This is a genomic window from Belnapia arida (assembly GCF_016773205.1).
Classification (GTDB): Bacteria; Pseudomonadota; Alphaproteobacteria; order Acetobacterales; family Acetobacteraceae; genus Belnapia; species Belnapia arida.
Genome location: NZ_JAETWB010000001.1, coordinates 812095 through 836468, shown reverse-complemented (window position 1 = coordinate 836468; position 24374 = coordinate 812095). Strand labels below are relative to the sequence as shown.

General features: G+C 70.9%; 22 protein-coding genes. 13 read left to right on the top strand and 9 right to left on the bottom strand.

Annotated elements, in window-relative coordinates; all coding sequences use genetic code 11:
* The 3 genes from JMJ56_RS04110 to kdsA are packed head-to-tail and all read right to left on the bottom strand — an operon-like array spanning position 1 to position 2563.
* Entirely contained in the window at positions 1-996 is a 996-nt protein-coding gene (locus JMJ56_RS04110; RefSeq protein ID WP_202830310.1) for a KpsF/GutQ family sugar-phosphate isomerase, read from the bottom strand.
* The gene (locus tag JMJ56_RS04105) at positions 993-1724 is read right to left on the bottom strand and encodes a 3-deoxy-manno-octulosonate cytidylyltransferase (protein WP_202830309.1); all 732 of its coding nucleotides are present in this window, start codon (positions 1722-1724) and stop codon (positions 993-995) included. The genes JMJ56_RS04110 and JMJ56_RS04105 overlap by 4 nt, the downstream gene beginning before the upstream one ends.
* Positions 1721-2563 carry a 3-deoxy-8-phosphooctulonate synthase gene (gene kdsA / locus JMJ56_RS04100; RefSeq protein WP_202830308.1) on the bottom strand — a complete coding sequence of 281 codons (843 nt, stop codon included), beginning with the start codon at positions 2561-2563 and terminating at the stop codon, positions 1721-1723. Before kdsA ends, JMJ56_RS04105 begins: the two co-directional genes overlap by 4 nt.
* Positions 2564-2760: 197 nt before the next feature.
* On the opposite strand from kdsA, the gene JMJ56_RS04095 reads away from it, so the two are divergent.
* Positions 2761-3597, top strand: a complete 837-nt coding sequence (locus JMJ56_RS04095; protein ID WP_202830307.1) for a flagellin — start codon at positions 2761-2763, stop codon at positions 3595-3597.
* 1 nt (position 3598) lies between these two features.
* Here the strand turns inward: JMJ56_RS04095 and JMJ56_RS04090 are convergent, their stop codons facing one another.
* On the bottom strand, positions 3599-4315 hold the full coding sequence (locus tag JMJ56_RS04090; protein WP_202830306.1) for a hypothetical protein: 717 nt from the start codon (positions 4313-4315) through the stop codon (positions 3599-3601).
* A gap of 168 nt (positions 4316-4483) precedes the next feature.
* Here JMJ56_RS04090 and JMJ56_RS04085 point away from each other — a divergent pair, with 168 nt between their 5' ends.
* On the top strand, positions 4484-5461 hold the full coding sequence (locus JMJ56_RS04085; protein ID WP_202830305.1) for a Bug family tripartite tricarboxylate transporter substrate binding protein: 978 nt from the start codon (positions 4484-4486) through the stop codon (positions 5459-5461).
* Here JMJ56_RS04085 and tcuA read toward each other — a convergent pair.
* The 4 genes from tcuA to tssH all read right to left on the bottom strand — a co-directional run bounded on the left by tcuA (position 5448) and on the right by tssH (position 10784).
* Entirely contained in the window at positions 5448-6965 is a 1518-nt protein-coding gene (gene tcuA, locus JMJ56_RS04080; RefSeq protein WP_202830304.1) for an FAD-dependent tricarballylate dehydrogenase TcuA, read from the bottom strand. The genes JMJ56_RS04085 and tcuA overlap by 14 nt on opposite strands.
* Before the next feature lie 76 nt (positions 6966-7041).
* Positions 7042-7509, bottom strand: a complete 468-nt coding sequence (locus JMJ56_RS04075) for an Hcp family type VI secretion system effector (protein WP_202830303.1) — start codon at positions 7507-7509, stop codon at positions 7042-7044.
* Positions 7510-7608: 99 nt separating this feature from the next.
* Entirely contained in the window at positions 7609-8082 is a 474-nt protein-coding gene (locus JMJ56_RS04070; RefSeq protein WP_202830302.1) for an Hcp family type VI secretion system effector, read from the bottom strand.
* 53 nt (positions 8083-8135) lie between these two features.
* A complete protein-coding gene (gene tssH / locus JMJ56_RS04065; protein ID WP_202830301.1) occupies positions 8136-10784 on the bottom strand; it encodes a type VI secretion system ATPase TssH in 2649 nt (882 codons plus the stop codon).
* A 143-nt stretch (positions 10785-10927) separates the two neighbouring features.
* Between tssH and tssA the strand changes: the two genes are divergently transcribed.
* From tssA to JMJ56_RS04010, 11 genes are all read left to right on the top strand, one after another.
* The gene (gene tssA, locus JMJ56_RS04060) at positions 10928-12067 is read left to right on the top strand and encodes a type VI secretion system protein TssA (protein WP_202830300.1); all 1140 of its coding nucleotides are present in this window, start codon (positions 10928-10930) and stop codon (positions 12065-12067) included.
* Positions 12068-12176: 109 nt separating this feature from the next.
* Positions 12177-12686 (top strand): type VI secretion system contractile sheath small subunit, encoded by a 510-nt coding sequence (tssB, locus tag JMJ56_RS04055; protein ID WP_202830299.1) that lies wholly within the window; start codon positions 12177-12179, stop codon positions 12684-12686.
* A 3-nt stretch (positions 12687-12689) separates the two neighbouring features.
* On the top strand, positions 12690-14183 hold the full coding sequence (gene tssC, locus JMJ56_RS04050) for a type VI secretion system contractile sheath large subunit (RefSeq protein WP_202830298.1): 1494 nt from the start codon (positions 12690-12692) through the stop codon (positions 14181-14183).
* A gap of 61 nt (positions 14184-14244) precedes the next feature.
* Entirely contained in the window at positions 14245-15825 is a 1581-nt protein-coding gene (tssC, locus tag JMJ56_RS04045) for a type VI secretion system contractile sheath large subunit (protein WP_202830297.1), read from the top strand.
* A complete protein-coding gene (locus JMJ56_RS04040; protein ID WP_202830296.1) occupies positions 15822-16625 on the top strand; it encodes a type VI secretion system accessory protein TagJ in 804 nt (267 codons plus the stop codon). The genes tssC (JMJ56_RS04045) and JMJ56_RS04040 overlap by 4 nt, the downstream gene beginning before the upstream one ends.
* Positions 16622-17122, top strand: coding sequence for a type VI secretion system baseplate subunit TssE (gene tssE, locus JMJ56_RS04035; protein ID WP_202830295.1), 501 nt, complete (start codon positions 16622-16624; stop codon positions 17120-17122). Before JMJ56_RS04040 ends, tssE begins: the two co-directional genes overlap by 4 nt.
* A gap of 1 nt (position 17123) precedes the next feature.
* Positions 17124-18947: a type VI secretion system baseplate subunit TssF gene (gene tssF / locus JMJ56_RS04030; RefSeq protein WP_202830294.1), complete on the top strand. Its 1824-nt coding sequence runs from the start codon at positions 17124-17126 to the stop codon at positions 18945-18947.
* Positions 18944-19936, top strand: coding sequence for a type VI secretion system baseplate subunit TssG (gene tssG / locus JMJ56_RS04025; RefSeq protein WP_202830293.1), 993 nt, complete (start codon positions 18944-18946; stop codon positions 19934-19936). The genes tssF and tssG overlap by 4 nt, the downstream gene beginning before the upstream one ends.
* A gap of 117 nt (positions 19937-20053) precedes the next feature.
* Positions 20054-20620 carry an OmpA family protein gene (locus JMJ56_RS04020; protein WP_202830292.1) on the top strand — a complete coding sequence of 189 codons (567 nt, stop codon included), beginning with the start codon at positions 20054-20056 and terminating at the stop codon, positions 20618-20620.
* 46 nt (positions 20621-20666) lie between these two features.
* A complete protein-coding gene (locus JMJ56_RS04015; RefSeq protein WP_202830291.1) occupies positions 20667-21317 on the top strand; it encodes an OmpA family protein in 651 nt (216 codons plus the stop codon).
* A 31-nt stretch (positions 21318-21348) separates the two neighbouring features.
* Positions 21349-22248, top strand: coding sequence for a hypothetical protein (locus JMJ56_RS04010; protein WP_202830290.1), 900 nt, complete (start codon positions 21349-21351; stop codon positions 22246-22248).
* A gap of 56 nt (positions 22249-22304) precedes the next feature.
* On the opposite strand, the gene JMJ56_RS04005 is transcribed toward JMJ56_RS04010, so the two are convergent.
* The gene (locus JMJ56_RS04005) at positions 22305-24374 is read right to left on the bottom strand and encodes a serine/threonine-protein kinase (RefSeq protein ID WP_202830289.1); all 2070 of its coding nucleotides are present in this window, start codon (positions 24372-24374) and stop codon (positions 22305-22307) included.

The following is a 24374-nucleotide window of genomic DNA, read 5'->3' as shown; positions in this document are numbered from 1 at the left end:
CTACGCAATCCCCGCCGAAAGCAGCTGCTGCACATGCAGCAGGCCGACCGGCCGCCGTCCCTCCTGCACCACCAGCACGTTGATCCGCCGCGCGTTCATCTCGGCGAGCGCCGCGCTGGCGATCTGCTCCGGCACGGTATGCCGCGGCGCCCGCGTCATCACCGCATCCACCCGCTCCGCCATGATGCCGGGATGCATGTGCCGCCGGAGGTCGCCATCGGTGATGATGCCGACGACGTCCCCCGCCGCATCGGTGACGATGGCGCAGCCGAGGCTGTGCCCCGTCATGGCGATGATCGCCTCGCCCATGGCCGCATCCTCGCGCACCAGCGGCAGGTCCGGCGCCCGCTTCATCACCTCGCCGACGGTGAGCAGCTGTGCCCCGAGCTTGCCGCCCGGATGGAAGCGATGAAACTCCGCCGGGGTGAAGCCGCGCCGCTCGAGCAGCGCCATCGCCAACGCATCGCCGATCGCCATCTGGATCAGCGTCGAGGTGGTCGGCGCCAGCCCGTGCGGGCAGGCTTCGGTCACGGCCGGCAGGATCAGCGGGATGTCCGCCGCCCGCCCGAGCGCGCTCTCCACCCGCCCGGTGACGGCGATCAGCCGCACGCCGAAGCGCCGGGAATAATGGATGATGTCGCGCAGCTCCACCGTCCCGCCCGACCAGGAGAGGGCGAGCACCACATCAGCGGCCGTCAGCATGCCGAGATCGCCATGGCTGGCCTCGGCCGGATGCAGGAACAGCGCCGGCGTGCCGGTGGAAGCGAGCGTCGCCGCGATCTTCCGCCCGACATGCCCGCTCTTGCCCATGCCGGTGACGACGACACGTCCCTCGGCGGCGAAGATCGTCTCGACAGCCCGCGCCAGTTCCTCGCCGAGCGGCCCATCAAGAGTGGCGGCGAGCGTCGCCATCCCTTCCTGCTCGATGGCTATGGTGCGGGCGATGGTCTCGCGGATGCGCACCGCATCCGTGCCGTGACGGAGCGCAGCGCTCATCGCGGCGCCAGCATCGCGCGGGCGCGCTCGAGATCATCCGCCGTGTCGACGCCGAGCGGCACCACCGGCACCTCCTGCGCGTCGATCCGCATGCCCGCCTCCAGCGCGCGCAGCTGCTCCAGCTTCTCGCGCCGCTCGAGCGGCGAAGGCGGAAGGGCGACGAAGCGCGTGAGTGCTTCCCGCCGCCAGGCATAAAGGCCGATATGGTGGTAGAGCGGCCCCTCGCCCCAGGGCGCCGTCGCCCGGGTGAAGTAGAGCGCCCGGTGCCGCCCGCCGCCGAGCGGCGTCCCCACCATCTTCACCACCTGGGAGGCGGTCTTCTCTTCCTCCCGGACGATCTCGGCAACGAGGGTGCCGAGCGCCACCTCCGCCGCCGCCATCAGCGCCGCGGCGGCGCGGATCGCCGCCGGGTCGATGGTCGGCAGGTCGCCCTGGACGTTGATGACGAGGTCATGCCGGCCCTCGCCGTCGAGCCGCCCGAGCGCCTCATGGATGCGGTCCGAGCCGGACGGATGGTCGGCCCGCGTCATCACCGCCCGCCCGCCCGCGGCCTCCACCGCCTCGGCGATGGGCGGCGCGTCGGTGGCGACGGCCACCGGGCCGATATCCGCCTCCTGCGCCCGGCGCAGCACATGGACGATCATCGGCAACCCGCGGATATCGGCGAGCGGCTTGTCCGGCAGCCGCGTCGCCGCAAGCCGCGCCGGGATGAGGACGATCGGCCTCATGCCTCGCCCCGCTGCTTGGCCAGCGCGTCGAAGGCCATCAGCGTCTCGATCAGCCGCGGGAAGTCGCGCAGCGGCACCATGTTCGGACCGTCCGAGGGTGCATGATCCGGGTCGGGATGCGTCTCGATGAAAACGCCCGCCACGCCGACCGCGACGGCGGCACGCGCCAGGACGGGGACGAACTCCCGCTGCCCGCCCGAGGAGGTCCCCTGCCCGCCCGGCTGCTGCACGGAATGCGTCGCGTCGAAGATCACCGGGGCACCCATCGCCGCCATGATCGGCAGCGCCCGCATGTCGGAGACCAGCGTGTTGTAGCCGAAGGAGGCGCCGCGTTCCGTCGCCAGCACCCGCGTGTTGCCCGCGCCGGTCACCTTGGCGATGACGTTCTTCATGTCCCAGGGCGCGAGGAACTGCCCCTTCTTCACGTTCACCACCCGCCCGGTCGCGGCGGCCGCCACCAGCAGGTCGGTCTGCCGGCAAAGGAAGGCCGGGATCTGCAACACATCGACCGCCTCGGCGACGGGCGCGCATTGCCCCGGCTCATGCACGTCCGTCAGCACCGGCAGGCGCAGGCTCTCTCGGATCTCGGCGAAGACGGGCAGCGATTGCGCCATCCCCATCCCTCGCGCGCCGCCCCCGCTGGTGCGGTTCGCCTTGTCGAAGCTCGCCTTGAAGATCAGCCCGAAGCCGAGCCCGGCCGCCACCTCGCGCAGCGCGGCCGCAACCTCCAGCCCATGCGCCCGGCTCTCGAGCTGGCAGGGCCCGGCGATGACGGCGAGCGGCAGGTAGTTGCCGATGCGAACCTGGCCGATGCTGACAACCGGATCGGGGGCGGACATGGCGATGTTCTTTCCTTCGGCGCGAGTGGTGCGCAAGCCGCCCGTATCCCCCATTCTACCCGGACGGATCAAGCAGGCTCGATTTTTTGCGGGTCTCGGAGTTTCCCCCGCCCGCTTTCACTGGTTCTTTACCCGGAACGGGCACCATCCCCTCAACCGGCCCGAGGATCGCGGTCGCCAGCCAAGGGAAAAGCCCGATGCCGCTGAATTCCGTGAACACCAATGTCGGCGCCATGGTGGCGCTGCAGTCGCTCAACCGTACCGGCGACGAGTTGGCGGCAACCCAGAAGCGCATCTCGACCGGCTACCGCGTCGCCGACGCCAAGGATGACGGCGCCGCCTATGCGGTGGCGGAGCGCATCCGCGGCGCGGTCGCCGCCACCACCTCGGCCAACGAGCAGCTGGGCGGCGTGAAAGGCCTGCTCGATGTCTCGAACGCCGCGCTGGAGAATGTCTCGAGCGCGCTGACCAAGCTCCAGGCCGTCACCGTGAAGCTGGCGGACGGCACCATCACCGCCGAGCAGCGCAGCCAGTACCAGTCCCAGGCTGGCGAGCTGACCAACAACATCAAGTCCTTCATCAAGGACGCCAGCTACAACGGCCTCAACGTGCTGGACGACCCGGCCAACCTCGCCGTGCAGGTCGTCACCAACGGGACAGGCACGTACTACACCTTCAGCGGCTTCAAGGCGATCACCAACATCTTCAACAGCGTCTCGGGCGCCAGCACCTGGACGCGGGGCGATGCCTCCACGGCGCTGACCAAGACCGGCGCCGTCGGCAAGGCGATCACCGCGACGCTGAGCGAGCTGAACAATTTCGGCAGCTACTCCAACTACATCGACAGCCAGATCAACTACAACAAGTCGATCCTGGACGCACAGCAGAGCGGCCTCGGCGCACTGATCGACACCGACATGGCGAAGGAGAGCGCACGGCTCCAGGCGCTGCAGATCCGCCAGCAGCTCGGTACCCAGGCGCTCGGCATCGCCAACCAGGCGCCGCAGTCGCTCGTCAGCCTGTTCCGCGGCTGACCTAGTTGCGCCGGGCTTCCCAGAAGGCGGAAGGCGGCGTCGCACTGGCGGCACCCTGCCGCGGCGGCGGGCCGGCAAGCGCCGGCTCGGCGATCGGCGGCAGCGGCGCCAGCGCCCGCTGAGGCGGGCCGCCGGGCATACCCGTCACCGGCGGCAGGCTTTCATAAGCCCGCGGCACCGAAGCGCGCGGCGGCGCATCCGGCACGATGGAAAAGGTCGGCGCGGCATTCTGAACCGAGGGCAGCGGCGCGAAGACCGGTCCCCGATCCACCTGCGGGAGTGGCTGCAAGGGCGGCAGGTCCGGCACCGGTGGCAGGCGGGAGCCAGCCGCAGCCTGTAGGGCGGCCAGCGTCGGCGGCTCCGCCGGCAACACGGCCGTCTGCATCATGGCGGGCACCGCCGGCCCGGCCGGCGCCGCGCTGCCGAGCAGGATGGGCGCTGCCCCGCCGCGCGACGGCGTCGCGGCATTGGCGCAGCGGAAGACCAGGTCGTAATCCGCCGGATTGATCTGCCGCCGCAGCATCTGCGCCTGTTCACCGCGGCCGCCGCAATGGGCCGAGGCCTCGCTCAGCGCCTGCTGCGTCGCTCCCCCCAGGTTGCGGCTCGCCACGGTGATGCGGTAGGTGCCGTCCGCCAGGGGCGCCACCCCGGAGGAACGCTGCGCCGAGCATCCGGCCACCAGCCCCATCCCGATCGCCAGCCAGACCGTCCTTCGCATGCACCCCCGTCCTACACGCCCAGCGCGCCTTGTACCCGGCCGCCCTGGATGCGGCAGCAGAAAAACGCAGAACGCGATCGATGGGCATCTGGCCTCTCGCCAGGCGCGATGCGCTCGCCTCGGTGGCCAAGCCAGGGCATGCTGCAGCCGAGCACCGGGAGGATGCCAATGCTACCAAGCCTCACCCGCCGCAGCGTCCTTGCCGCGCCGGCGTTGCTGCTCGCCCACCCGGCCGGCGCGCAGAGCGGTTGGCCCGGCAAGCCAGTCACGCTGATCGTCCCCTGGGCGCCCGGCGGCTCGAACGACGTGGTGGCCCGCCTCCTTGCCCCGCAGCTCGAGGCCCGCTTCGGCCAGCCCTTCATCATCGAGAACCGGCCCGGCGGTGGCGGCAGCGTCGGCATGGGCTTGGTCGCACGGGCGAGGCCGGATGGGCTGACGCTGCTCGTCTCCTCCGCCTCCAACCATGTCTTCCACCCGCTGATAGCCAAGGACCTCGGCTACGACGTGCGGGGCGCGCTGGAGGGCATCGCCATGCTGGTCGACGTGCCGAACGTGCTGGCGGCGACCAAGGCGCTCGGCATCCGAACGGTGCCGGAGCTCATTGCCCGGGTGAAGTCGGAAACGCACGGCATGAGCTTCGGCTCCTCCGGCGTCGGCTCGTCCAACCACCTGGCCGGCGAGCTCTTCCGGCTGCGGACGGGGCTCGACCTGACCCATGTGCCCTATCGCGGCGGCGGCCAGGCGATCAACGACCTCGTTGCCGGCACGGTGCCGATCGTCTTCCTCAACCTGCCGACGGTGGTGGGGCCGGCCGATTCCGGGCAGGCGACGCTGCTCGCGGTCTGCACGGACCGGCGCGTCGGCAGCCGCCCCGACATCCCGACCATGCAGGAGGGCGGAGTGCCGGACTACGCCGTCCGCTCCTGGACGGGCCTTTTCGCCCCGCGCGGCACATCGCGGCCGATGATCGAGACCCTCGCGTTGGCCCTGCAGGAGATTCTCGCCATGCCCGCCATCCGGGCCCGCCTGACCGATATGGCGAGCGAGCCGATCTGGATGGATCCCGCCGAGACCGACCGCTTCGTCGCCGCGGAATACGAGCGCTGGGCGCCCGTCATCCGCGGCGCGAATGTCAGGCTGGAATAGGCGCCATCATCCCGCCCGCGTTGGTCTTCAGGTCGGCCGCCGCCGTGGCGCCGGCCAGCCGGCCGAAGACCGCCCCGTTGATGAGCCCCGAGCCGCCCGGGTAGTTGAAGTAGAAAACGCCGCCCACGAGCTCCCCGGCGGCATAGAGCCCGGCGATCGGCGCCTGGTCCGCATCCAGCACCCGCGCCTGATTGTCGATGCGGAGGCCACCGAAGGTGAAGGTGATGCCGCAGCCCACCTGATAGGCCTCGAAGGGCCCATCCTCGATCGTGTTCGCCCAGTTGGACTTGTTCACCGACAGCCCCTCGGTGCGGCGCCCGTCCTTGACGTTCGGGTTGAAGGGAATGTCGCGGCGGACGGCATCGTTGTAGGCGCGGATCTCCTCGAGGAAAGCCGCAGCGTCGACACCCTCCAGCTTCGCCGCCAGCTCCTCCAGCGTATCCGCGCGCACCTTCGTCACCTGCTTGATGCGGTACTCGTCGCGCAGCACGTGCAGGACCTTCTGGTCGAAGACCTGCCAGGCGAAATTGCCCGGCTGCTCCAGCACCACGCGACCGTATTTGGCGTAGGTGTAGTTGCGGAAATCGGCTCCCTCGTCGAGGAAGCGCCGGCCATTGGCGTTGATGAGCACGCTCCAGGGATAGCTGTGCTTCTGGAAGGCATCGCCCACCGCCAGGTCGCCATATTCCGGCGCGTTGAAATCCCATTGCACCGCATGGCAGCCGGAGTAATTGCCGAAGGGCGAGGCGCCGATCTCGAGCGCCATCTTGATGCCGTCACCCGTGTTGAAACGCGTGCCGCGCACCTTGGCGAGCTCCCAGCCCGGCCCGAGATAGCGCGTGCGCATCTCCGCATCGCCCTGGAAGCCGCCGGCGGCCAGGATCACCGCGGGGCCCTTGATGTCATAGATGCGGCCGGGCGACTTCACCCGGATGCCTTCGACCTTGAAGCCGTCATGCAGGATCTTCTGGGCGCGGCTGGCGTAGCGGACCTCGATGCCGCGCTTCCGCGCCGCCTCCGTCTCCGCGGCGACGAGGCCCGGACCCCCGCCCCAGGCCTCGACCGTCAGCCCGCCCCAGAACTTGAATTTGCCATCCACCTTGAAGGCCTGGCGGCCCCAGATCGGGGCGAATTTGACGCCCTTGCCGCGCAGCCACTTCATCGTCTCGAAGCTGCGGCGCACGAGGATGTCGCACAGCTCGGGATCGGTGCGGTTGCGCGTGACGCGGAACATGTCGTCGAAGAACTGGTCTTCGGTGTAGGTGCCGAAGTCGGTCTGGGCGCATTCGGCATCGGTGAGGTCAGGCATGATCTCCCGCAGATCCTCGACGCCGCGATAGGCGAAGCGGATGGCGCCCGCGGTGAAGCGGGTATTGCCGCCGGCCTCATCCTCCGGTGCCCGCTCCAGCATGACGACGCGCGCGCCCTGCTCCTGGGCGGAGAGCGCGGCACAGAAAGCGGCATTGCCGCCGCCGACCACGATGACGTCAAATTCCTCGGTCATGGCACCCTCCCATCCCTGTACACCGATGTATACACAGATTGGCGCGCCTGTCCAGGCGGGGCCCGGACGCTCCCGGCTACTGCCCCTGGGGCACGTTGTAGAGGATGTTGGCGGAAACCCCCGTCAGATCGTCGGTGTAGGAGGTGTATTGGATGTCGATCGAGCTGAAATTAAGCGAGAAGCTGTCGGTCGGTGGCCCATCCGCGCCGCCACCATGTGCGAAGCTCAGGATGCCGACGTCGGTCAGGGTATAGACCATGTAGGGCAGCAGCATCGCCTGGCCCTGGCGGACGAAGCTGATGGTCACCTTGCGGTCGAACTTGCCGGTGAAGCCCTCGGTCAGCAGGCCGATGGAGCTCTTGTCGCTCAGCTTGGAGCAGGTGACCTCGCTCACCGAGGGCTCGATCCGCGCCCGCGCGCCGGAATGGACCGCGGCCCCGCTGCGCGACATCGACCAGCTCAAGGCGACCAGCTCGATATAGCCGCCTGCGCCGTTGAGGCTGTGCTCGCCCTCCACGCCCTCATACTTCATGAAGATCGTCATGGGGCCTGCCTCGGTGCGCTACTGGATGAAAGAGAGCCCCCGGAGGAGGATGCGGCGGCAGACCACCGCATCCCTGGCCCGGACGGGCGCAGCGCTGGCTTACGAGCCGGTGCCCTTGGCCAGATCCCAGGTGTAGTAGACCGGGGAACCGCTGAGGTCGTCGCCGACCGGGTTGTAGCCGAGCTTCACCTTGTCGAAGTTCAGGCTGAGGGACTCGCTCGGGCGATCGCCGCCGGAGCTCATCGAGAAGCCGGACACGCCGCAGCCCTCGAGATCGACGGTGAAATAGGCAGTCGGCTTCGCGCCGCCGGTGCGGACGAAGCGGATCTCGACCTTCTTGTCGAGCTTGCCGTGCAGCGCTTCCTCGAACAGCTTGATGCTGGTGTTGTCGCTCTGCTTGGTGATCGTGATCTCGCTGACGGACACCACGGAGCCCTCACGCGTGGACGTGCCGCGGGCCGAGGCGATGGCGCGGCCGACGCCGAACTGGAAGCTGCCGACTTCGAAGAAGTCGGAGAAGCCATCGACCTTCGACTCGCCCTTGATGTCGCCGTACTTCACGAGGATCGCCATATTTCTAACCCCTTCTGCCTGCCCGGCCCCCGGTGACGGCCCGCTGCCGCCGCCTAGCCGATATCATACTGGAACATCCCTCCCTCGCCCATCGCGACCTGCACCCGGCCGACCTCTCCGCCTTCCGCCAGTCGCGACAGAATTCGAGATGACAACTCGGGTAGCATCGTACGGTTGAGGATATTCTCAATATTCCGTGCGCCGCTTTCCACCTCTTTGCAGCGGGCGACGATGGCCTCGGGCACGCTGTCGTCGACCTGGAATTCGACGCCGTAGGCCGCCTTCACCCGGCGGCCGATCCGCTTCAGCTGCAGCCCGACGATCAACTTCATGACGTCGTCGGCGAGAGGGTAGTAGGTGACGATGTTGCAGCGGCCGAGGAAGGCCGGCTTAAACACCTTCAACAAGTCCGGCCGCAGCGCCTCGGTCAGCGCCTCCGGCTCCGGCATCAGCTCCGGGTCGGCGCAGAGCTTGGCGATGGTGTCCGTCCCCGCATTCGAGGTCATGATGATGACGGTGTTGCGGAAGTCGATGTCCCGCCCCTCGCCGTCCTTCATGTTGCCCTTGTCGAAGACCTGGTAGAACACGTCCTGCACGCCGGGATGGGCCTTCTCCATCTCGTCCAGCAGCACGACGCTGTAGGGGCGGCGGCGCACCGCCTCGGTCAGCACCCCGCCCTCGCCATAGCCGACATAGCCGGGGGGCGAGCCCATCAGGAGCGAGACCTTATGCTCCTCCTTGAACTCGCTCATGTTGATCGTCGTCAGGTTCTGCTCGCCGCCGTAGAGCAGGTCGGCGACGGCCAGCGCCGTCTCCGTCTTCCCGACGCCGCTGGTGCCAACCATCATGAAGACGCCGATGGGCTTGCGCGGGTCGGTCAGCCCGGCACGGTTGGTCTGAATCGCCTGGGCGATGGCCGCCAGCGCATGCGGCTGGCCGACGACGCGCTCCTCCAGCCGGTCCTTCAGGTTCAGGATGGTCCTGATCTCGTCCGAGACCATCCGCCCGACCGGGATGCCGGTCCAGGTGGCGACGACCTCGGCGACGGCCTGGCCATCGACGACAGGATGCACCAGCGGCTCCTCACCCTGGAGCGCATGCAACGCCTCGGTGGCGCTGGCAAGCTTGGCCTTCGCCTCGGACGCCTCGGCACCGGAGGTCATGGCCGCCTCGATCGCCTCCCGCGATTCGCGGATGCCGGCGACGAGCACCTTCTCCTCCTTGTAGCGCGCCTCGAGCGCGGCGAGCGCGGCACCGACCGTCCCCCGCTCCTCCTCGAGGGCCGTGCGCCGCGCCGCATGGTCCTGCCCCGCAGCCTCCTCGCGCGCGATGGCGCCGAGCTCGGTGGCGATCAGGTCGAGCCGGCGCCGCCGGTCCTCGATCGGCGCCGGCTCCGCCGCCTGGCTCATGGCGACGCGGGCACAGGCGGTATCGAGCAGAGAGACGCCCTTGTCGGGAAGCTGCCGCGCCGGGATGTAGCGGGCGGACAGCACGCAGGCCTGCTCCACCGCCTCGTCGAGGATGCGGACGCCGTGATGCTTCTCCAGCACCGGCACGAGGCCGCGCAGCATGGCCTGGGCCAGCGCCACCGCGGGCTCGCCAACCTGCACCACCTGGAAGCGCCGGGTGAGCGCCGCGTCCTTCTCGAAATACTTCTTGTACTCGGCCCAGGTGGTAGCCGCGAGGCAGCGCAGCTCGCCGCGCGCCAGCGCCGGCTTCAGCAGGTTGGCGGCGTCATTCTGGCCTTGCGCACCGCCGGCGCCGATGAGCGTATGCGCCTCGTCGATGAACATGACGACCGGCACCGGCGAGGACTTCACCGCGTCGATGACGCCCTTCAGCCGGTTCTCGAACTCGCCCTTTACCCCGGCGCCCGCCTGCAGCAGGCCGAGGTCGAGCGACATCAGCTTCACCTTGCGCAGCGCCTCCGGCACGTCGCCGGCGGCAATGCGCAGCGCCAGCCCCTCGGCGACGGCGGTCTTGCCGACGCCGGGCTCGCCGGTGAGGATCGGGTTGTTCTGGCGGCGCCGCGTCAGGATGTCGATGACCTGGCGGATCTCGCCATCGCGGCCGAGGATCGGGTCGATCTTCCCGGCCTTCGCCTGGGCCGTCAGGTCGGTGCAGAACTGCTCCAGCGGCCCGCCGCCGCGCGGCGCCTCGCCCGGTGCACCGCCAGCGGCCGCCGGCGCCTCGCCCGGCAGCGGCGCGCCACCTTCACCGGCCTCCTCGCTGCCCTCGCACAGCACGTCGAGCCCGCCGCGCCGCAGCGCATCGGCCGGCACGGAGAGCAGGCTCGGCGCGCTGTCCTTCACCGTGCGCTGGAGCGTCTCGTCCGACAGCAGCGCAGCCAGCATATGGCCGGAGCGGATGCGCCCGGTCCCGCCCTCCAGCGAAGCCAGCATCCAGGCCTCGCGCAGCCAGGTGACGATATCCGGCGAGAGCGAGGGCGCCCGCGCGTTGCCGGTGCGCAGCTTGTCGAGCGCACGCGTCAGCTCGGCGATCACCCGGCCGCTGTCGATCCCCTGCTTGCGCAGCAGGACATTGACGTCGGTGCCCTGGGTCTCGACAAGCTTGAGCAACAGGTGCTCGATCTCGACATTGTAGTGGGAACGCGACAAGGTCAGCCCGGCAGCCGCTTCAAGCTGCCGTCGGCCGATGGCGCTGAGGCGGCCGACGAGGGATTTCAGGTCGATCGGCACCATGCCCGTGAACCTCCCGCTAACTACTGCGGCCGCTGCTTCGAATGCGCGGGACCGTAAACAGTTTGGGCAAGCGCTGTCCAGCATGATAGCGTATCGGTTGCGGGCCTCGTGGCCTTTATTTCATCAGCAAGAGTCTGTCCTGAATGTCGGGTAGCCTGTTCGATATTGAGACGTTGCTCGCTCCTCTCGACGGGGCTGATGGCGCCGGCATCGATCTGCGCAGCGACTACTCGCCCACCTCGCCCTATCAGAAGCTACGCGACGCGCGGGCCGAGGCCAGGGCCGAGGAGCGTGCGCTCGAAACCTCGGAGGAGGCCGAGCCGGCGGTGCCGCAGGGCTGGCGCGAGGTGAAGCGGCTCGGCCTCGACTGCATCGGCAGCCGCAGCAAGGATTTCGAGGTCGCCACCTGGCTGCTGGAGGCGCTGGTCCGGCTCGACGGCCTGCCCGGGCTGATCGCCGGCTCCGAGCTGCTGACCGGCCTGTTGGAGCGCTACTGGGAGCCCGGCTTCCCGCAGCCCGACGAGGACGGGATGGACGTCCGCGCCGCCCCGCTCAGCGGCCTCTCCGGCGAGGGCGCCGACGGCACGCTGATGCAGCCGCTGCGCCGCATCCCGTTGTTCCGCCGGCCGGATGGGCGCGGCGTCAGCCTCTATTCCTGGAAGATCGCCGAGGACACAGCGGCCATCCCCGATGAGGGCGAGAATCGCCGTCGCCGCCAGGCCCGCTACGAGGCCGGCGTGCCGGAGCTGAAGGCGCTCGAGACCGAGGCGCGCATCGATGCTGCGACGCTGCGCCGAACCGCTCAGCAGGCCACGGCGGCTCAGCGTGCCTGGGCCGTGCTCGGCGCGCAGATGGATGCCCGCTTCGGCGACATCGCGCCGAACACGCGGCGCGTCACCGATGCGCTGGAGCAGATCCTGGCGATGGCGACCCGGCTGGTCGGCCCGGTCGTCGAGGACAGCGCGGAAGACGCGGGTGCAGCAGCGGCAGCGGAGGAGGTGACCGCGGTGGCGGAGCAGGTGCCGGCAATGGGCGGCGCGATGGCAGCGGCGCCCCGCGCGCTGCGGACCCGCGAGGATGCGATCCGTCAGCTGGAGGACCTTGCGGAGTTCTTCCGCAAGACCGAGCCGCATTCGCCGCTGGCTTATACCCTCACCGATGCCGTCCGCCGCGCCCGCCTGCCGCTGCCGGAGCTGCTCGCCGAGGTCCTGCCGGACAGTGGCGCGCGCCAGGCGATGCTCACCATGCTCGGCATCCGTACTGCCATGGGCGAGAACGAGTGACTGGCTGATCAACTGGTCATCAAGGGTTTGATTGACGGCAATTGTCGCCGCTGCGTATCGTGTTGGCCCTATGCCAGAACCGTTACCGGTGCGAATTGGGAGAGGGTAGATGAGCGGTAGCGTTCACCAGAAGCTGGCTCGGGTCCGCAAACCTCGCGTCCACATCACCTACGAAGTCGAGACCGAAGGCGCCGCCGTCGAGCGCGAGCTGCCCTTCGTCGTCGGCGTCATGGGCGATTTCTCCGGGGACCCTTCCGAGCCGCTGAAGCCGCTCGCCGAACGGAAGTTCGTGCAGATCGATCGCGACAATTTCAATGATGTCATGGCCCGCATCCAGCCTGGCCTGAACATCAAGGTCGACAACACCCTGGCCGGCGATGGCAGCCAGATGGCGGTCAACCTGAAATTCCGCTCGATTGAGGATTTCGAGCCGGCGAAGGTGGCCGAGCAGGTGCCGGCCTTGAAGGCGCTGATGGATACCCGCGCCAAGCTGCGCGACCTGATGAGCAAGGTGGATCGCTCCGAGGAGCTTGAAGGGCTGCTCGAGGAGGTTCTGCAGGACAAGGACAAGCTGGCGGCGCTGTCGTCCCAGCTCGGCCTCGACAAGCAGGGGGGCTGATCCATGAGCGGGACACAATCCTCGGCGACCGCCGCCACGACGACCACGGAGGAGGCCGGGCTCGGCTTGCTCGACCAGGTCCTTGGCGCCACCAAGCAGACCGAGCGCGACCGCGCCCAGGACCTCATCAAGGCACTGACCGAGGAGGCGCTGAAGGGCACCGTCACCTACAGCCGCAACCTCACCCAGACCTTCGAGCGGGCGATCGCCGCGCTGGACGCCCAGCTGAGCAGCCAGCTGAATGCGGTGATGCACAACGAGCGCTTCCTGAAGCTCGAGGGCTCCTGGCGCGGGCTGCACTATCTGGTCATGAATTCGGAGACGGGCACCTCGCTGAAGCTCCGGATGCTGCAATGCAGCAAGCGCGAGCTGTCGCGCGACCTGCAGCGCGCGGTCGAGTTCGACCAGAGCCAGATGTTCAAGAAGATCTACGAGAACGAGTTCGGCACGCCGGGCGGCGAGCCCTATGGCGCGCTCGTCGGCGACTACGAGTGGACCAACCACCCGGACGACATCGAGACGTTGCGCCTCGCCTCGAATGTCGCGGCCAGCGCCTTCGCGCCCTTCATCTCGGGCGTCGGTGCCGGCATGTTCGGCTTCTCCGACTGGCGCGAGCTGTCGAAGCCGCGCGACCTTTCCAAGGTCTTCGAGACGGCGGAATACGCCAAGTGGCGCTCCTACCGCGACACCGAGGACAGCCGCTTCGTCACCCTCGTCATGCCGCGGGTCATCGCCCGGCTGCCCTATGGCGCGGGCACCGTCCCGGTCGATGAGTTCGGCTATGAGGAAGCACCCTTCGACGAGGCCGGCCGCGCCAAGGCGATGGACCACAACGACTATTGCTGGATGAATGCGGCCTATGTGATGGCCCAGCGCCTCACCGACAGCTTCGCCCAGACCAGCTTCTGCGTGGCCATCCGCGGCGCCGAGGGCGGCGGCAAGGTGCAGAACCTGCCGACGCACGTCTTCACCTCGGACGATGGCGACATGGACGCCAAGTGCCCGACGGAGATCGGCATCACCGACCGGCGCGAGGCGGAGCTCTCCTCGCTCGGCTTCCTGCCGCTCTGCCACTACCGCAACACCGACTACGCGGTCTTCTTCGGTGCCCAGTCCACCCAGAAGCCCAAGAAGTACGACCGGCCGGAGGCGACCTCCAACGCCGCCATCTCGGCCCGCCTGCCCTACCTGATGGCGACCAGCCGCTTCGCCCATTTCCTCAAGGTGATGGCGCGCGACAAGATCGGCTCCTTCATGGAGTCCTCCGATTGCGAGCAGTGGCTGAACCGCTGGATCCTGAACTACGTCAACGGCAACCCGAGCGCTGGCGCCGAGACCAAGGCGCGCTACCCGCTGCGCGAGGCCAAGGTCGAGGTGAAGGAAATTCCGGGCCGCCCGGGCTCCTACAACGCCGTCGCCTATCTGCAGCCCTGGCTGCAGATGGAGGAGCTGACAACCTCCATGCGGATGGTCGCCCGCATCCCGCAGAAGGCCTGACCCGTCTGGCCCGGCTCAGGCCGGGCCAGCGCCTATGTGTCGGGAGAGGGAGCGCCGCAGCATGGATGGATCGCCGGCCGCGGCGGCGGCCGATGCCGGTACCGGGGCTCCGGCTCCGCCGCCCTTGCGCGCGGCCGCCCTTGCCGGCGCCTTCCTCGGCCGGGCCGGGGCCGCCGCGGCTGATGGCATCGCCAGCTTCCTGGTCGAGGGGCCGGCCAGCGCGCTGAATCTCTGGTTCGGGACGGACAGCCTCTCCGCGATCCTCGATCATGACGGCAGCCGGCGCGGCCGCGCCGAAGCGATGACCCGGCTGGAAGAAGCCGTCGACCGCGACATCGCCACCATCGACCGGATGATCTCGGAACAACTCGACGCCGTACTCCGGCAGGAGCGGCTGCGCCGGCTGGAAGGCTCCTGGCGCGGCCTTCGTTGGCTGGTCGACCGGCTGCCGCCGGGGCGGAGCTGCAAGGCGAAGCTGCTCACCCTCCGCTGGTCGGAGCTCTGCCGCGACTTCGAACGGGCCGTCGAATTCGACCAGAGCCAGCTCTTCCGCAAGGTTTATGAGGAGGAGTTCGGCACGCCGGGCGGCGAGCCTTATGGCCTGCTTTGCGGCGACTGGGAAATGCGCCCCTTCCCCGGTCCCGGCAGCAACACCGACGACATCGCCGGGCTCGATGCGCTGGCCGCCGTCGCCGCCGCCGCCTTCTCGCCCACGGTCGTCGCCGCCCATCCCTCGCTCTTCGGCCTCGACCAGTGGCAGGAGCTCGGCCCCGCCATCGACCCGACCGAGCCGATGCGCGGACCGGAACGCCGCCGGTGGCGCAGCCTGCAGGAGCGGGAGGATACGCGCTTCCTCTCCGTGTTGCTGCCGCGCGTCCTGGCCCGCCCGCCCTGGCCGGATAATGGCAGCCGCGCCGACCGCTTCCGCTACCACACGGATGCCGGCCAGCCCGGCGCCCGTGCCTGGATGAGCCCGGTCTATCCGCTCGCCGCCGTCGCCATGCGCGCCTTCGCCAATTATGGCTGGCCGGCCGATATCCGTGGCGCCACCGTCCATGCCGCCCCCCTGGGCGGCGTCGTCGACGGGCTGCCGGTGGAGCGCCTGCGCTCCGACCCGCCCGGCCCGCCGCCGCGCCCGCCGGTCGAGCTCGCCCTGACGGACGACCAGGAGCGCCTGGTCGTCGAAGCAGGCCTCATGCCGCTGATCGGCCTCGAGGGCCTGCCGGAGGCCGCCTTCGCCGCCGCGCCCAGCCTGCACCGCCCGCCGCGCATGACGGGCGAGGCGGCCAGTGCCAACCAACGCCTCTCCGCCCAGTTCAACGCCGTGCTCTGCGTCAGCCGCTTCGCCCATTGCGTCAAGATGATGGGCCGCGACATGGTCGGCAGCTTCAAGACGCCGCAGGAGATCGAGCGGCGGCTGCAGACCTGGTTGATGCAGTTCACCAGCACCACCAGCGGCGCCGCCGGCGAGAGCGGCGCGCGCCAGCCGCTCCGCGCCTCCAAGGTCGAGGTGCGGGAGAAGCCGGGCCAGCCCGGCGTCTTCGGCTGCACCATCCTGATGCAACCGCATTTCCAGCTGGATGAGGTAGGCGCTGCCTTCCGGCTGGTCACCGACCTTTCCGCGCCGAGGGCCGCAGCATGAGCACGATCGGTGACGCATTCCAGAAGGGCGACCTGCCCGCCGCCATCGCCGCCGCCACCGCCGGGGTGAAGGCCGCCCCGCGCGATGCCGGCGCGCGCTGGCTGCTGACGGAGATGCTGCTTTTCTCCGGCGATGTGGAGCGCGCCGACCGCACGCTCGACAGCGTGGTCGAGGACGAGCCCTCCCCCGCCGTCCTCGAATTCCGCCGCCTGCTGCGCGCCGAGGTCGTTCGCCGCCAAGTCTTCGGCGAGGGCCGCGTGCCGAAATTCCAGGGCGACGAGGCGACGCCGGCGCAGACCGCCGCGATGCGCGCCGTGACCCTGCTCCGCCTCGGCGATGCCGCCGCCGCCGCCGCCGCCGCGGCCGAGGCGGAGGAGCTTCGCCCCCGCGCCCCCGGCGAGGCCGAGGCGCCGGACGGCAAGGTGACGCCCTTCGACGACTTCCGCGATGCCGATGACCTGTTCAGCCCGCATCTCGAGGTGCTGACGGCGGGTGGCGAGTACATGTGGGTGCCCATCGAGCGGCTGCAGAGCCTCGTCTTCGAGGCGCCCCGCCGCCCGCGCGACCTCTTCTGGCGCCGCACCAACCTCACCCTGAAGGACGGCACCGAGGGCCTCGTCTTCGTCCCCGCCATCTATCTCTGGACCGATCCGGCGACGCCCGCCGCGCTCAAGCTCGGCCGCGAGACGGATTGGCCCGATGCCGGCACCGGCCCGGTGCGCGGCCTCGGCCAGCGCCTCTTCCTCGCCGGCGAGGACGCCATGCCGCTTGCCGACGCAGGCACGCTGACCTTCACATGAGCGATGCGACGCGCGGGTGGCGCATCCGGCTGCCGCTGCTGGACCGGCTGCTGGATGCCGATCCGGCAGCGCCGGTCGATCCGCCGGTCACTCAGGCCTATGCGGTGGAGCTGCTGCGCCAGGCGGTGCGGCGGGACATGGAAGCGCTGCTGAACGCCCGCCGCCGCCGTGTCCCGCTTCCCTCCGAGCTCGCCGCCCTCCCCGTCTCGCCCCTCGGCTATGGCGTGCCGGACCCGACCGCCGGCAGCTTCACCGAGGATGAGCGGCGCGATGCCCTGGCGACCGAGGTGGAAGCCGCCATCCGCCGCTTCGAGCCGCGCCTGACCAACATCCGCGTGACGCTGGCCAAGTCGCCGCGTGAACGGGCGGAGCCGCTGGACCGCACCCTCCGCCTCCGCGTGGAGGCGGTGCTGCGCAGCGACCCGGTGCCGGAGCAGATCAGCTTCGAGACGCAGCTCCGCCCCGTCACCCTCGACGTCTCGGTACGCGAGGGCTGAGATGTCGGAGACGCTGCTCCCCTATTTCAACCGCGAGCTGGCCGCCATCCGCCGCGATGCCGGCGAATTCGCGGAGGCCTTCCCCAAGGTCGCCGGCCGCCTCCGCCTCTCCGCCGAGACGGTGGACGACCCCTTCGTCGCCCGGCTGCTGGAGGGCATCGCCTTCCTCGCCGCGCGCGTCCAGCACCGGCTGGATGACGAGCTGCCCGAGATCAGCGACGCGCTGCTCGAGATGCTCTCGCCGCACCTGCTGGCCCCCGTCCCGTCCATGACGACGCTCCGCCTCGCCCCGCCCGCCGATACGCGCGCGCCGGTGAAGGTACCGCGCGGCCTCGCGGTGGAGACGGAGCCGGTGCGCGGCGAGCCCGTCCGTTTCCGAACCTGCCACGACGTGACGCTCTGGCCCCTCGTCATCGACTCCGCGCGCCTCGCCGGCCTGCCGCTCACCGCCCCCGCCAATCCGCGCGCTGCCGGCGCCGTCGCCTGCCTCCGCCTCACGTTGCGCACCGCCTCGCCCGACCTGCCGATGGCGGAGCTCGGCCTCGACCGGCTGCGGCTGCATCTCCGCGGCATCGGCCCCGCCGCCGCCCAGCTCCACGAGCTGCTCTGCACCGCAACCATGTCCATCGCCCTCGCCGACGGCCCGGCCGATGCGCGCCCCACCATCCTCGGCGCCGGCGCCTTGCAGCCCGGCGGCTTCGAGGCGGAGGAGGCGGCGCTGCCCTGGCCGCGCCGCGCCTTCTCCGGCCACCGGCTGCTGACCGAGTTCTTCGCCTTCCCGGAGAAGTTCCTCTATCTCGACCTCGACGGGCTCGATGCCCGCAGCCTCGTCCAGAAGGGCGACCGGCTGGAGGTCTTCCTCTACCTCTCCCGCTCCATGCCGGAGCTGGAGCGTACGCTGACGGCGGAGAATTTCGCCCTCGCCTGCACCCCCGCGGTGAACCTCTTCCCGCAGCGCTGCGAGCCAATCGCCCTCGACGGCACCCAGTCCGAGTGGCTGGTCGTGCCGGATGCGCGCCGCCCGACCGCGCTCGAAGTCTATGCCGTCGAGCAGGTGCGGGAGAGCCGCGCCGACGGCACCCGCCGCTTCATCCTGCCCTTCCATCGGGTCGGCCGCGCCGATGCGGAGGGCGAGGCCGCCGAGGCCCACTACATCGCCAGCCGCCGCCCTGCCCCGCCCGCGCTGGGCGGCACGGAGACGCTCCTCAGCCTGCGCGACGCCGCCTTCGACCCAAGCCGCCCGGCCGATGGCGTCCTGACGGTCGAGGCACTCTGCTGCAACCGCGACCTGCCGAGCATGCTGCCCTTCGGCGGCGGGCAGCCGCAGCTTCGCATCGCCACGGGCGGCTCGCCCGCCGCCTTCGCCGAGGCGCTCTCGCCGCCGACGCCGACGCTCCGCCCCAATCTCCGCGAGCGTGGCGCCTGGAAGCTGATCTCGCATCTGGCGCTGAACCACCTCTCGGTCAGCGGCGGCGAGGCCGGGGCGCTGGCGCTGCGCGAGATGCTTCGCCTGCACGACTTGCGCGACAGCGCCGAGAGCCGCTCGTCCCTCGCCGCGCTGCTCGCCGTCGATGCCCGGCCCGGCGTGGCGCGGTTGCCGGGCGGGCGGCCCGGCGCGTTGGTGCGCGGCCTCGACGTGACGCTGACCTATGATGCGCAGCGCTGGCAGGGGGGCGGCCTTTACCTCATGGCAGCGGTGCTGGAGCGCTTCCTCTCGCTCCAGGTCTCGGTGAATGCCTTCGTCCGCACCGGCGTCGCGCTCCGCGGCCGCACCGGCACCGTCGCGCAATGGCCGGCGCGGAGCGGCACGCGGTCGCTGCTGTGAACGCCCTGCCGCCGCCCATCCGGGCGCTGCCCGCCCCGCCGCGCGCCCGGCTGATCCAGGAGCCGACGCGCTTCAGCCTCGACCAGGCGGCGCATCTGCTGGCCCCCGGCGGCGACGTGCTGGCGCTGCGCTACCGCACCGTGCTCCGCCTCGGCTATCCGGAGGGGGAGATCGGCCCGCCCCGCGCCGAGGTGCGGCAACTCCCTGTCACGACCTTCGGCCTGGTCGGGGCGGGTGGCGTGCTGCCGCGCCACTTCACCGCCCTGGTCGGGACGGAGCAGCGCAAGCGGTCGGAGGCGCTGCATGCCTTCCTCGACATGGGCGCCTCGCGCTTCACCGGCCTCTTCGTCAAGGCGGGCGACAAGTACCGCCCGACGCGGGACCCGGCGCCGGCCGAGCGGGCGCTGGCCGCCGTCATCGGCCTCGCCACGCCGCATCTCGAGGGACGGCTCGGCCTCGACCTGTCGCGGCTGCTCTACCATGCCGGCAACCTCGCCTCCCGCAGCCGCTCCGCCGCGCGGCTCCAGGCGATGCTGGAGGAGGAAACGGGCCTCCCCGTCCGCATCGAGGAATTCGCCGGCGGCTGGATCCGTCTGCCGCCCAGCGAGCAGACGAGGCTCGCGGGTGGCGGTCGCGGCCGAACGATCGGCGGCCAGCACGCGGTGCTCGGCCAGGGTGCCGTCGCGGGGGCCGAGACCTGGGACAGCCAGGCCCGCTTCACCATCCGCATCGGCCCGCTCGACCGCGAGCGCTTCCAGGCCATGCTGCCCGGCACACCGCAGCATGGCCGCGTCCTCGCCCTGGCCCGCCTCTTCGCCGGGCTCGATACCAGCTTCGCCATCAACCCGGTGCTGGCGGCGGAGGCGATTCCATCACTGGCCCTTGGCCAGGGGCGGCTCGGCTGGTCGTCCTGGCTCACCACGCCTCGGCCCCGCCGGCGCGACGGAACGGAGCCGCGCTTCGACGGCAGCCTCGTCACGGCGAAGTGAGATTTGTGAGGTCCCACCTCCGCCTATTCCGCCCGAAACCGGGGCGCGCATGACGACAGACGATGTGCCGCAATGTTGGTTTTGCGCTATCATAACGGCCACGGACGGAGGCGCCTCATGACCTGCACTGCTCGGACCCTGCTGATGCTCGGCGCGGCCGTCCTGCTTGCCCCCGGTCAGGCCGGAGCCCAGCGCAGCCAGGCCGACAACCCGAGCATGCGGGAGCTGATCGAGCAGCTTCAGCCGGGACGCACCCGCGGCATCCGCATCCCCGGCCAGCCGCCGTCGGCCGCGGCGCCGTCAGCCCAGCCTACCACCACGGCGCCACCCGGCACCGCGGCCGCCTCGATCATGCTCCGCTTCGCCACCGGCTCCGCCACGCTGACGCTCGAGGCCGAGCGCAGCCTGGACGAGCTTGGCCGCGCCCTCGCCTCGCCCGACCTGGCACCCTACCGCTTCCGCATCGAGGGCCATACCGACACCGTCGGCGGCCCAGGGCTGAACCAAGCCCTTTCCGAACGCCGCGCCGCCGCGGTGCGCGACTACCTGACCACGCGCCATGGCGTCAGCGCGGCGCGGCTGGAATCGATCGGCCTCGGCGAGAGCCAGCCCCTGGTCGCCACCCCGGACGAGACCGCGCAGGCGCGCAACCGCCGGGTCCAGATCATCAATCTCGGCAGCTAGGCCCACCATGTCCCCCCAACATCCCGACCGAGAAAGCACCCGCATCATGGCCCGGCTTCCCGTGCTGGCCTGCCTTGCAGCCACGCTCGCCCTCACCCTTCCCGGCCTCGCCGGCGCGCAGAGCGACAGCGCCGCGCAGTCGCTGATCGACCGGCTGAAGCCCTCGGGCAGCGCCGGCACCCGCGGCATCCGCCTACCGGGCGAGGCGCCTGCCGCCCCCGCCCCGGTCGCCGCCCCGGCCCCGGTCTGGAGCACGCCGGCCCGGCCCCAGGCCCCGCCGACGGACCAGGCGGCGACCGCCCGGCCACCCGCGCCCCGCGCCGCGCCGCGCGAGACAACGGCTGATGCGCCCTCGGTCTCCATCACCGTGACCTTCCCGAGTGGCTCGGCCACGCTGACTCCGGAGGCCGAGCGCGCGCTCGCCCCGCTTGGCCGTGCCCTCGCCTCGCCCGACCTTGCCCCCTACCGCTTCCGCATCGAGGGCCATACCGACACGGTCGGCGATGCCGCGGTGAACCAGGCCCTGTCCGAGCGCCGCGCCGCCGCGGTGCGCGACTATCTCATGCGCGTCTTTGGCGTGCCCGACAGCCGGATGGTGGCGGTTGGCTTCGGCTCCTCCCAGCTACTGGTGCAGACGCCGCCGCAGGTGAACGAGTCGCGGAACCGCCGCGTCCAGGTCGTCAATATCGGCAGCTGAGCCACCCGTGGTGAGAGCCGAGGACGATACGGTGAGGCTTCCCCGCCCGACGGCGCGGCCCGCCCGCACCGGGCTGGTGCGGGGCGCGGCCGCCCTGGGGGTCATCGGCGCCGCCCTCGCCGCGACCTGGGCCTGGATGGGCACGGCGTCCTCGCCGCCCCATGCCCTGCCGCCCCCCGTCGCCGTCGCGCCTGCCGTGCCGCTGCTGGCCGAGGCGGAGCTGATGGCCCTGTTCCCCGACCGGCCCACCCTGCTGCGGCTGCGCGAGAATCCCCGCGTCTTCGTCCTGCTCTTCCCGAGCCTCGCCGCCCAGGGGGCCGCGATGAACCGCGCCGCCGCGTTGGTGGAGAAGGCCGGCCTGCCGCGCGACCGGCTGCTCGACGGCGTCGAACTCGCCGCCGCCATCGCCCGCAGCGGCGACACGGCGGAGACCTGGTATCTCGGCCATGACTACCGCTCGGCCGACCTCGCCCGCTTCTTGGCCCTCGCCGAGCGCGACCGCGTGGCACTGACCGAGGCGGAGCTTTGGCTACGGGCGCAATTCGTCGAGGCTCTGACCCTGTCGGGGGGAGAGCCCTTTGCCCTCGTCTCCGTCGCCAATCCGGGCGGAGCGCTGGATGCGGCGATGCGGAGCGCCGTGCTGCGGCACGAGATCGGCCATGGGCACTACTTCACCCTGCCCGGCTTCACCGAGCATGTGCAGAGGGTCTGGCGGACCGGCTTCAGCGAGGCGGAGCGCGCCGCCTACCGCGCCTATCTCGGCCGCGAGGGCTATGACACGGGCAATGACGAGCTGATGGCCAACGAGGCCATGGCCTACACGCTCTTCACTCCGGACCCACGCCTGTTCTCGCCGGCCCTCGTCGGCCTTCCGCCTGCCGCCGTCGAGCGGCTGCGCGAACTGCTGCACAGCGGGCTGGCGCTGCCATAGCCTGCGATCGCCCTTGGTGGCGAGACCCAGAGCCTGAATCATGGGACCAGCGGCGGTCAGCGCCGCGCCACCGTCTCCACCAGCACCGCCTGCACCGCGACGCGGCTCTTCTGCTGCTGTGCCGCCTTCAGCCCGGCGGCCAGCGCGCGGAGATAATCCTCCGCCTTCTCCAGCACCGGCCGCCGCTGGGCGAAGACCGGACGGTCCGATGAGAAGACCAGCACAAGATCCGTGCCGAAGGGCTCGTCGACCTCCCAGCCGGTGAAGCTGCCGCTCGGGTCGCCGAGCCGCAGCTGCGCGTTCGGCGCCTCCGCACGCGAGGGCACCAGATGCGCGACCTCGCCCGATTGCATCAGGTAGGTGACATAGAGCTGGCTCGGATAGGGCGGCATGGTGACGGAGAGGCGCAGCAGCTCCCCCTTGGCGAGCGGCGAGTTGCCGATGAGCCCGGCCGCCGGCCCGGCATCCGGCGCCGCCAGATAGGGCCGCACCAGGTCCAGCGCGTCGCAATACGGCCCGCTGAAGCTGCGGAGCTGCATCTGCACCGCTTCCGGCGAAAGGCCACGCACGGCGACCTGCTGGCGCAGCACCGCCTCGTCGCCGCGGCGGAGGATGCCGGTGAGGGTGAGGTTCGTCCCGGTTGAGGACCAGGAGATCAGGCTGCACGGCGTCTCGGCCATCGCCGCCCCGGCCGCGGCGAGGTCGGTGCGAAGCTGCTCGGCCCGCCGCCGGGCCTCGTCGGCCGCCTGTTCGCGCCGCGCGGCCTCCTGCTGCCGGGCCGCCTCGGCGGCCTGCTGCTGGCGGGCGGCCTCCTCGCGCCGGCTGGCCTCGTCCCGCGCCCGGCGCTCCAGCTCCGCCTGGGTATCGGCGGGGGGGGTGGCCGGCGCGGCGTCCGCCGTCGTGGTCGGCGGCGTCACGGGCTGCGGCGGCTGCGCCTGGGTGGCCCTCTGCCGCGCCTCCTGCTCCGCCGCCTGGCGAAGCTGCTCCAGCCGCTGCTGCTCGGCCTGCCTGCCGTCGCCGCCGCTGCCGAAGAGGAAGAAGGCGGCGATGCCCGCGGCGGCCAAGGCCCCCGCCCCGCCGGCGATCAGCCCGACCGGCGCCTTGCGTGCCGGCACTGCGGGCGGCGCCGGGGGCGTCGGTGCAGCAGGCCGCGGCGTGGGTGCGATGGGGCCGACCACCGTCGCCTCGCTGTCGAGCCCCGGCAGTCGGCCCGCATCGGGGAAGCCGCCCGGGGCCACGGCCGGCGCCGTCGCCGCCTCGCGGATCGCCGCAGCGAAGGCGGCGGCATTCGGGTAGCGCTCCTCCGGCCGCTTGGCGAGCGCCGTGGCGATCACCGCGTCGAAGGCCTGCGGCGCCGTCACCGAGAGCTTGGAGGGCGGCGGCGGTTCGGTATGCAGCGCCTTGTGCATCACCGCCGAGAAGCCGCCCTCGAAGGGCTTCTCCCCGGTCAGCAGCTGGTAGAGCATGACGCCGGCCGCCCAGATATCGGCGCGCGCATCCACCGTCTCGCCGCGCAGCTGCTCGGGCGCCATGTAGCTTGGCGTGCCCATGACGGTGCCGATCTGCGTCATCGAGGAATTCTCGAGCCGGGCGATGCCGAAATCGGCCATCTTCACGATCGAACCCTCGGGCCCGCCCCCGCCCAGCATGATGTTGCCCGGCTTGATGTCCCGGTGCACCACGCCGCGCGCATGGGAATAGGCGAGCGCTGCCAGCACCTGCTCCATGATTCGGGCGATCTCGGGGATCGGGAAGCGCTCCTTCCGATCCAGCCGGTCCTTCAGCGAGCCGCCCTCGACAAGCTCCATGACGATCCAGGCCGCCTCGGCATTCTCGCCATAGTCGTAGACGCCGACGATGTTCGGGTGGGCCAAGCGTCCCGCGGCCTGCGCCTCGCGGCGGAAGCGGCCATGCGCCTCTTCGCCCTCCGGGTCGCCCGGCGACGGGCGCTTCACCACCTTGATCGCCACCCGCCGCTCGATGTTGCGGTCGAGCGCGTCGTAGACGATGCCCATGGCGCCGCTGCCCAGGGTGCCGCGCAGCTCGTACTTCCCGGCGATCTCGTTCGGAATCATCCGCCCAGCAACCTCGAGGCTTCCAGTCTGCTGCCCGGCGGGGTAGCGCAT